The organism is Anabaena sp. CS-542/02 (genome assembly GCF_028331085.1).
In the GTDB taxonomy this organism is placed as follows: Bacteria; Cyanobacteriota; Cyanobacteriia; order Cyanobacteriales; family Nostocaceae; genus Anabaenopsis; species Anabaenopsis arnoldii.
Genome location: NZ_JAQMTM010000164.1, coordinates 1 through 9,887, shown reverse-complemented (window position 1 = coordinate 9,887; position 9,887 = coordinate 1). Strand labels below are relative to the sequence as shown.

The 9,887-nt window shown below is 41.5% G+C and carries 8 protein-coding genes; all 8 read left to right on the top strand.

Annotated features, from left to right (window positions below; all coding sequences use genetic code 11):
• The first annotated feature begins 602 nt into the window (after positions 1-602).
• The 8 genes from PN447_RS17070 (at position 603) to PN447_RS17035 (ending at position 9,744) form a co-directional block, all read left to right on the top strand.
• Positions 603-1,802 carry an ABC exporter membrane fusion protein gene (locus PN447_RS17070; RefSeq protein WP_271764203.1) on the top strand — a complete coding sequence of 400 codons (1,200 nt, stop codon included), beginning with the start codon at positions 603-605 and terminating at the stop codon, positions 1,800-1,802.
• 42 nt (positions 1,803-1,844) lie between these two features.
• Positions 1,845-3,023 (top strand): ABC transporter permease DevC, encoded by a 1,179-nt coding sequence (gene devC / locus PN447_RS17065; RefSeq protein ID WP_271764202.1) that lies wholly within the window; start codon positions 1,845-1,847, stop codon positions 3,021-3,023.
• A gap of 32 nt (positions 3,024-3,055) precedes the next feature.
• Complete coding sequence (locus PN447_RS17060; protein ID WP_271764201.1) at positions 3,056-4,060, top strand: NAD-dependent epimerase/dehydratase family protein; 1,005 nt, start codon at positions 3,056-3,058, stop codon at positions 4,058-4,060.
• A gap of 35 nt (positions 4,061-4,095) precedes the next feature.
• A complete protein-coding gene (locus tag PN447_RS17055; protein ID WP_271764200.1) occupies positions 4,096-5,058 on the top strand; it encodes a glycosyltransferase family 2 protein in 963 nt (320 codons plus the stop codon).
• Between the two features lie 56 nt (positions 5,059-5,114).
• Positions 5,115-5,588: a DUF2141 domain-containing protein gene (locus PN447_RS17050; RefSeq protein ID WP_271764199.1), complete on the top strand. Its 474-nt coding sequence runs from the start codon at positions 5,115-5,117 to the stop codon at positions 5,586-5,588.
• 216 nt (positions 5,589-5,804) lie between these two features.
• Complete coding sequence (locus PN447_RS17045) at positions 5,805-7,064, top strand: glycosyltransferase (RefSeq protein ID WP_271764198.1); 1,260 nt, start codon at positions 5,805-5,807, stop codon at positions 7,062-7,064.
• A gap of 95 nt (positions 7,065-7,159) precedes the next feature.
• Complete coding sequence (locus PN447_RS17040) at positions 7,160-8,422, top strand: glycosyltransferase (protein ID WP_271764197.1); 1,263 nt, start codon at positions 7,160-7,162, stop codon at positions 8,420-8,422.
• Positions 8,423-8,496: 74 nt separating this feature from the next.
• Positions 8,497-9,744 carry a glycosyltransferase gene (locus PN447_RS17035; protein WP_271764196.1) on the top strand — a complete coding sequence of 416 codons (1,248 nt, stop codon included), beginning with the start codon at positions 8,497-8,499 and terminating at the stop codon, positions 9,742-9,744.
• Positions 9,745-9,887 lie beyond the last annotated feature (143 nt).

Genomic DNA, 9,887 nt, shown 5'->3' with positions numbered 1-9,887 from the left:
TCCCTGTTCCCTGTTCCCTGTTCCCTGTTCCCGATTCCCTGTTCCCTGTTCCCTGTTCCCTGTTCCCTGTTCCCTAAGATGTTTTAAAAGTTATCAAACAACCTCTAAATTCACATTGACAAGATGATAGTTTTCTGCAATGATTAAACACGAGATTATACAGGTTTTCCTGGTTAAGGTTTCTCAGCACTGCATAAATCCGGAAATTTAGACCTTTTAGCACATATAGCCTTTTTCAGGCTAATGAAGTACACATCAATTGCCTATTCCTTGTACCCTATTCCCTGTTCCCTGTTCCCTGTTCCCTGTTCCCTGTTGCCTGAAACTAAACAACTTTGTACCTCACGAGCATGGGAAATGCTATATATTGTACTTTACACTACTTCATTTGAGATGAAATTAGGATAAAACTAAGGAAGATTTGCAGTGACACCATCATTAAAGTTTGCGGATCATCTAGGAATTTAAGGCAGCTGTATAGGCGTATAACAATTTATATAGAACCAATTAGACCGCTGAGTTTACTTAAGCAAACCGTTGATTACCTTCACATCATCTGGCCATTTAGGCTGTCCCTGGCATAGCACAATTGGAATAAAAATATGGCAGCAAACAAACAACGCCTCTTACTCATCAAACCCCGAGGGCGCTGGCGGATCATTGTGGCGGCTTGTATCAGTTTAGCCACTGGATTAGTAATTTACAGCTTTTCACAAAATCGACTTAGCCAGGAAGTGACAACTTCTGGGGAAAATTTACCCCAGGCTGCTCCTGTAAAACAGGCGGTAACAGCTTTGGGACGTTTGCAACCTGAAGGGGAAGTAATTAATTTATCTGCACCCAATTCAGTCAACGGTGTGCGGGTAGGAAAAACTTTAGTTAGGGAAGGAGAAGCAGTCAAGGCCGGTCAAGTATTGGCATATCTAGAAAGTCATCAGCGTTCCACTGCGGCACTGCAACAGGCTTTAGACCAACTAGAAATTGCTAAAGCTAAACTAGCACAAGTCCAGTCTGGCGCTAAACCCGGAGATATTGCCGCCCAAAAAGCTGCGATCGCAGGTTTAGAGTCCCAATTAAAAGGGGACATTGCGGCTCAAAAGGCCACCATCAACCGCATCCAGGCCCAAGTAAACAACGCCCAAACCGAAAATAATCGATATCAGCAGTTATACCAAGAGGGTGCTGTCCCCGCTACGGTAGCAGATACGAAAGCTTTGCAACTCCAGACCCTACAAGAGCAGCTCAAAGAAGCCAAAGCCAACCTGAATAGAACCGAAAATACTCTCCAAGACCAACTCAAAGAAGCCAAAGCCAGACTTAACAGTTTAACAGAAGTACGTACTGTTGATGTACAATTGGCACAAGCTGAAGTTAATAGTGCTGTAACTGCCATCAAACAAGCCAAAGCAGACCAAGAATTAACTTACCTGAAATCTCCCATAGATGGTAAAGTTCTGAAAATTCACGCCAAAACCGGAGAAGCCATTAGCAGCACTGGATTTGGTGAGATAGGCAAGATATCTCAAATGTATGTAATTGCAGAAGTGTATCAAACTGATATTCAAAAAGTAAATTTAGGTCAAACAGCTACCATTACCAGTAACGCATTTCCCGGTAAAATACAGGGAACAGTCAACGAAATCGGTTGGCAAGTTGACAGACAACGTATCTTCAGTCTTAATCCCGCAGCAGATACAGACCGCAGAATAGTGGCAGTCAAAATTAGCATTAATGACCCCGCAGATAGTCAACGGGTAGAGCGTTTAACTAACTTACAAGTGGATGTTGCCATTCAAATCTAATTACACACCTTTCGAGACTACGAAATCCAATGGTATTAAACCATGAACTTAAAAATTCCTTTAGCATGGCTACAGCTAGCCCAACAAAAAGTTAGGTTTTTAGTAGCTGTAGGTGGAATTGCTTTTATTGTGCTGCTGACATTTATCCAGCTGGGCTTTCAAGATGCGCTTTATTCTAGCGCCACCGCACTGCATCAAAATCTTCAAGGGGATTTATTTTTAGTTAGTTCCCAATATAAAGCCTTGACCGCCAGTCAAAGTTTTTCCCGTGGTCGTTTATACCAAACCTTGAGTTTTGATGGTGTAGAGTCAGTTAGCCCCATATATTTGCAATTTGCCAAATTAAAAAATCCCGCCAGTGGAGAGAAATATTCTATCTATGTAATTGGCTTTGACCCGGGAAAATCTGTATTCAATATACCAGAAGTTGCCACCAATTTAGACAAGCTCAAAATTCCCGATATCGTCCTTTTCGATCGCATTTCCCGCCCAGAATTTGGACCGATCGCCAGTAATTTTACTGCTGGAAATACTGAACAGACAATTGAAATCTTCCCCTTTGATGCTGCCATTGGTTACAGAGTCAGAGTCGGTGGATTATTTAGCTTAGGTCCTTCTTTTGGTGTTGATGGTAACTTAATTGTCAGTGATTCCACTTTTCTGAGGATCAATCCTAATACTCGCCCCGCAGACATGATTGATATTGGTGTCATTACCCTTAAACCAGGCGCAAATCCTGATGCAGTTTTGCAACAATTAATCGCCAGTTTACCTAATGATGTCCAAGTCTTTACTCGTCAAGGCTTTATTGATTTTGAGAGAGAGTATTGGTCTGTGAGGACACCCATCGGTTTTATACTCAACCTCATGCTAACTATGGCTTCTGTGGTGGGTGTTGTCATTGTCTATCAAATCCTTTACAGCAATATTGCTAATCAATTAATTGCCTACGCAACTTTGAAAGCGATTGGATATGCTAATGGATATTTACTAAATGTAGTTTTTCAGCAAGCATTAATCCTGGCTTTATTGGGTTATATCCCAGGTTTTATCCTCTCCATAGGCTTATATAGTTTTGCGATGGAAGCGACCAAGTTACCCATCATGATGACTGCGAATAATGCCATCATCGTTTTAGTTTCAGCAGTGCTCATGTGCATTACTTCAGGGTCACTTGCTATTAATAAACTTCGTTCCGCAGACCCGGCGGATATTTTCTAATTAAACCCCTTATCCGAAACAGTCATCCCTCTATGAACCTGCAAAATAAAACTCTCTTAATCACTGGTGTTGATGAATTTATCGGTTGTCGTGCGGCTGAATTAGCCATAGCCCAAGGAATGAAAGTTAGAGGACTACAAAGTTCTCCTCATGTCAACAAAACAACCCAAGATTTAGGTATTGAGATCATTGTCGGTGAGATTACAGATGCTAATATTGCTCAAAAAGTCTGTCAAGGTGTAGATATTGTTTTACATACTGCTCAAATTGCTCAAGAAGCTGGCCCAATTAAAGAATTTCGTAGCGTCAATGTTGCCGGTACCCTGAATATAGCCAAAGCTGCTAAAAATGCTGGTGTGAAAACTTTTGTCCATCTTTCTAGTGTGATGGTATACGGCTTTAATTATCCCGATGGTGTGACAGAAACTGGGACACTATCGGGGGAGAATAATTCCTACTGTCAGACCAAAATAGAAGCCGAAACCGAGCTTTTACCCCTGAATTCTCCCCCAGATTTTGGTGTAATTATTATCCGCGCTGGAGATGTTTATGGTCCAGGAAGTCCTGCTTGGGTAGTGCGACCAATTTTAATGATGCGTCAAAAATTATTCGCCTATGCTAACGATGGTCAGGGTGTAATGAATCATGTATATGTAGATAACTTGATTGATGGGATTTTTCTTGCAGTTGCAAAAGAAACCTACGGTGAAGTATTTAACATTACCGATGGTCAACAGACCTCCTGGAAAGAATATTTTCTGCGTTTAGCAGCCATGGAAGGTTTATCTGCGCCTATGTCTTTACCCAAAGATGAAATGAAGTTATTTCTTAAACTCCGCGCCCAAGGACAAAAACTTTTTCGCAAAAAGGCTGACATCCTACCAGAATCTGTAGATTTTATGACTCGTCCTTATGCTTATGCTATTGCTAAGGCTCAAACTCTATTAGATTACAAGCCAAAAATTGACCTGGAAGATGGTTTGAGGCTTACACAAGCATGGCTGCAGACCACTGATATCGAAAAGATAGGTAAATAGTTTTTGTTTCGCCATTTTACCAAACATCATACTATATGAGTAACAAGCCGAAGTTAAGTATCGGATTGCCTGTGTACAATGGCGAGAAATTTATCAAAGCAGCCCTGGATTCACTTTTGGCTCAGACCTTTGCAGATTTTGAGTTGATTATCTCAGATAATGCTTCTACAGATCAAACTGAAGCAATTTGTCGGGGTTATGCAGCGCAAGATCAACGGATTCGTTACTATCGTAATCAAATTAATCTTGGTTGTGCGCGTAACTTCAATCGTGTGTTTGATTTGTCTGTGGGTGAATACTTTAAATGGGCGGCTTATGATGATTTACACGCCCCAGACTTTCTGATCAAATGTGTGGAGGTACTTGATCATAACCCAAAGGTAATTTTGTCTCATTCTCATGTATGTTTTATCGATGAGAATGGTGATTTTCTGGAAAACTACAATATTCAACTCAAGACTGATTCACCACAACCCCATGAGCGCTTTCATCAGTTACTGAGTAAACATCTGTGCTATCAGTTATATGGAGTAATTCGCGCTAGCGGTCTCAGGAAAGTACCACCTATGGGGAGTTATGGTACTGCAGATGGCATTTTATTATTAAGGATTGGTTTGCTGGGGGAATTTTACGAAATCCCAGAATACTTATTTTTTGCTAGAAGCCATTCGGGACAGTCATTGAGTATGTTCTTTCCCAATTATCATTTGTTGAACCAAGGAAAATCTCCAGATAATCGGAGAATTTTACCTGATTTGTATGCTTATGCCCTTTGGTTTGACTCAGCTAATAAAGGCAAAATCTTATTGCCACATTGGAGAATAGTTTGGGAATATATGCGCTCTGTTTGGCTATTTCCCCTGAGTCTTGATCAGCGTCTACTTTGCCACATCAGCATTTATCAGCAGTTGCAAGGCAATGAATATCTGTTGCTTAAAGATTTACTAAAGACTCCTCAAATAGTATTTTCTTTATATAAAACAGCTAATCACTCCTAATATCAACTGCTGTCATCAATAGTCCAAAGCAAAATCACCTTTTCAGGTCAGTAACTATGTTGAAAATTACACATCTGAGTCGTTTAATCCTAGCTACTTTATTGAGTATTAGCTTTGCCAAAACAGTCAACGCTAAACCTACTGCAACATTAACAGTTGTTGTGGATGGTATTAATAACCAAAAGGGTGAGATTTGTATGGGGGTTTACTCTAGCTCTAGGGGTTTTCCCTCCAATACTGATGCAGTGGTTAAAAGCGCTTGTGTGCAGCCTAGGGGGACAAGTGTCACTCATGTTTTTTCGGGCTTGAAGCCGGGAAATTATGCAGTGGCCGTCATGGATGATCAAAATGGCGATCGCAAGCTTAATAAAGACTTTCTGGGTATACCTCAAGAAGGTTTTGGTATTTCCCAAAACCCCACCGTTTCAATTGTTACCGGTACACCCAAGTTTCATGATGCCAGCTTTTTACTAATACGAAATCAAAATACCACCATCAACATTTTGATGAAATATTCCCTGGATTCATAAGGGGGAATAGGGATGGGGGATGGGGATGAGCGCGACTCGCTATTACACAAGGCAAAAACCGCCGGAGACCACTATATAGCCTTTTTCAGGCTAATGAAGTACACATCAATTGCCTATTCCCTGTTCCCTGTTCCCTATTCCCTGTTCCCTGTTCCCTATTCCCTGTTCCCTGAAACTAAACAACTTTGTACCTCACGAGCATGGGAAATACTATATATGAAAGAGTTGACGATATTCATTACTCAGTCTCTGCTGGGTTGGCTGGCTATTCAAATGTGTTTAGCAATGGTTTTTCTATTCTACCTCAGATCATCAAAATCGCCAAATTTATCAGCCGATGAACAGTTACCCAAAACGGCGGTGATTCTTTGTCTACGGGGAGCCGATCCTTATTTGTCTAACTGTGTGGAAGCACTATTAAATCAGGATTATCCAGAGTATGATTTAAAGGTGATTATTGATAGTCAGGAAGATCCAGCTTGGCTTGTTAATGAGACTATCAAAGCACAAGGAGCCACGAACGTAGAAATCAGCCCCCTGAGGGTTATCCGACACAACTGCAGTCTTAAATGCAGTTCCCTGTTGCAAGCTGTGTCAGAATTGGATGATTCCTACAAAGCGATCGCCTTAGTAGATGCTGATACCATTGTTCACCCTCATTGGCTACGTCAACTAGTTAGTCCTCTAGCTCATCCCCAAGTGGGAGCGACCACGGGTAATCGTTGGTTTGTACCCACTGGTAAGTATTGGGGGTCTTTAGTCCGGTATATCGGTAATGTATCTACCGTTGTGCAGATGTACTTGTTCCGAGTTCCTTGGGGTGGGACTTTAGCAATTAAAACAGATGTACTACGCCAAACAGGTCTGCTAGATAAATGGGGGGAAGCTTTGGGGGAAGATTTTATGATGCACAATATCCTCAAAGAACATGGGTTGCGAGTTCAGTTTGTACCTTCTCTAATTATGCTCAATCGGGAAGAGTGCGATTTACTTGGCTTCATAGAATCTCTTAAGCGCCTGCTGTTCTACTGTAGACTTTACCATCCCTCTTGGTTAGCCATCATTGGCGATGCTGTGTCTAGTATTCTGTTTCCTTGTGTGGCAATAGTATTGTTTGTGTTATCGTTGCTAGATACACAATGGGACTTAGCGTTTTTATTGTTGACTACCTATTGCATTTATACTGTGGGATTACTCTTAATCACCCTGATTTTAGAGTTAGGAGTTAGTCAAGTAATTCGCGCTCATGGTCAACCAACTACAAAATTATCAATGGATATAGTCAGGAAAATGTTCCTTGCTATTCCTCTGACACAGTTGGTATATGGGTTAGCTTTGGTAGCTTCCCTAGGGATGTCAACAGTTAAATGGCGTGGTATTATTTATCGTGTAGAAAATCCCTGGAATATCCGATTGCTTGAATACCATCCTTATGATACACTAGATCAGCCTATTGATGGTCAGATTTCTCTTTGATGTCAATTAAGAGTGCTTTTTGACTGAGTAACAAGACCGTCACTTCCGTTGCTCTACTTCATTGCCCAAGGTCAATCACAGCTTAGGAACTAAAGATGAATGAATTAGTAATATTCCTATGCAAATGTTTAACCGTTGGCCTGGCTGTTCAAGTGTTTTTTATGTTAGTCTTCTTATGGTATCTACAGTCATACAAAAGGACTCTGTTACCAGATGAAGAATTACCTAAAACGGCAGTGATTCTCTGCCTCCGTGGTGCTGACCCGTTTTTGAGTGATTGTTTAAAGGCGCTTTTGAATCAGAATTACCCAGAGTATGATTTAAAAGTGGTCGTTGATCGTGTGTCAGATCCAGCATGGGCTGTTGCTACTCATACAGTCCAGGAGCATGGAGCCGCTAATGTTGACATCAGCCCCTTGAGAATTATCCGCAAAAATTGCAGTCTCAAATGTAGCTGTATTATCCAAGCCATTACTGAGTTAGACCGTTCCTACCAGGCGATCGCCTTAGTAGATGCTGATACCATTGTTCATCCTCATTGGCTGCGTGAATTGGTCACCCCCTTAGCAGACCCCAAGATTGGGGCGACAACGGGTAATCGTTGGTATGTAGCTAAAGGTAACCATTGGGGAACTATAGTTAGGTATATGTGGAACATCTCAGCGGTAGTACAGATGTACATATATGGTATCCCCTGGGGTGGAACTTTAGCGGTAAAAACAGCAGTCCTGGAACAAACAAAATTGCTAGATCACTGGGGAAAAGCTTTCTGTGAAGATACCATGATGGGTGACATCTTGGGTAAACATAAACTGCGGATTAAATTTGTCCCCTCTTTAATCATGGTGAATCAGGAAGAGTGCAATTTATCTGCCTTAAAATCATGGATGCAGCGCCAACTACTGTTTTGCCGACTTTATCACCACCACTGGTTAGCTGTAGTGGTTAACGCGATTTTAACTATCTTGTTTCCTACTCTTTTGAGTGTATTGTTTATAGCAGCTTTCCTAACTGGACAATGGTATGTTGCCATATTATCCTTTAGCTACTATAGCAGCTATGTACTGTCACTACTGCTAATTACAGTTTTTTTAGAGCTAGCAGTACAGTTAGTCATTCGCTCTCATCATCAACCCCATACCCAATTATCCATGGCCGTAATTTTCAAGATGTTAATGGCAATTCCTTTAACACAATGGGTTTATGGATTAGTATTTCTCTCTTCCCTGCGGATGTCAAAAGTTAAGTGGCGGGGTATTACCTATAAATTCCAAAGTCCCTGGAAGATTCAGCTAGTTGAATACCGCCCTTACCACCCATCAGAACAACCAGCTTCACCAAATATTTCCCTCAATTGATATGTAAGCCGAACAGGAATCATGTGTAAAAACATGATTCTTTTGGCACACAAATATAAAAATCAACTCAAATCATGAACAAGCAACCCCTTCGCATCGCGCTATTTACAGGATTATATGCACCTTTTTTGACCGGGGTTTCAGTTGCAGTCCACCAACGGGTACGCTGGTTACTACAACAGGGCCATGAAGTCTTTCTTGTCCACCCAGAAATTAATGATCAGTACCCGAAAAATGTGGGTAAGCGCCCCATGTCAGGACTCGAAGAGTTAGAGCATTTTCCTAACTTTTCTGCCTATTCTTTCCCCACAAAACCACTAATTTTTTATAAGTCCTTACCCCAACCATTACACTATCGCCATTGGAGTGATACCAAGTTATTAGAAAAATTTGAACCCGATATTATAGTAGTGGAAGAAGCACCGCAAATGCGAGGATTTTATTCACTATTTTTGCAGGGTTATGGCCGCCCTATTGGGGTGGAATACGCTAAAAAAACCCGCACCCCGATTATTTCTATTTTCCACACCGATATTGTGGCTTACATCCAATACTATTTGGGTAATCTATTTTTCCAATTAATGCGTCCGATTATCCCCCTTTTAGTTAAGCAATCTACCAAAGTCTATGATGTCAGTTTATTTCCTTCCCAAGCACAACTCCAGAAGTATCAGCGCCTAAATTGCATCCGGGGTGAATATGTTCCTTATCAAGGAATTGACTGTCAAAAATTTCACCCGCGTAATATCATTTATAACCCCATTCCCCATGACCACAGACCCACGATATTATTTGTGGGGCGCATTACCGCAGAAAAGAACGTCACCCAACTTATAGATATGTTCCCCCTGATTGCGGCGGAAATTCCAGATGTGCATTTAGTCATTGTCGGTAGTGGTCCAATGGATAAAGAATTGCGCCGGCGATCGCAAAAGTTTGGCTCTGGTATTACTATCTGGGGTGAGTCCCATGGTACAGAACTTTTAGGTTGGTTTGCTCGTGCAGATGTATTCGTTAACCCTTCTGTAACCGAGAATTTCTGCACTACAAATAACGAAGCTTTGGCTTCTGGTACCCCCGTAGTAGCTGTGGTTGCACCTTCCACCTCAGAGCAAGTTTTTCCCGGTGTGAATGGCTTTTTAGCTCAACCCAACAATCTACGAGATTTTGCGTATAAGGTAGTAACAATTATTGGTAACCCCCAACTGAAAGAAGAAATGACTCAACAAGCCCGCCCTTCTATTATTGAATATGATTGGTCTGCCTGTACACAGAAGTTTGAAAGCAAGCTTTATCAGCTAGTTGAAGGTTCTAAAAAGTAAGCTACCGAGGACGCCAGGGGTTTAAAACCCCTGTCTGAAAGCTGAAGTCGGATGAATCCGACTAGGAAATCATGTATGTGGTTTAGCTCCGCGACTTCTCACAGTATGTGAGTCCTCTAGTATAATTTTTCCACAAGTCGCGG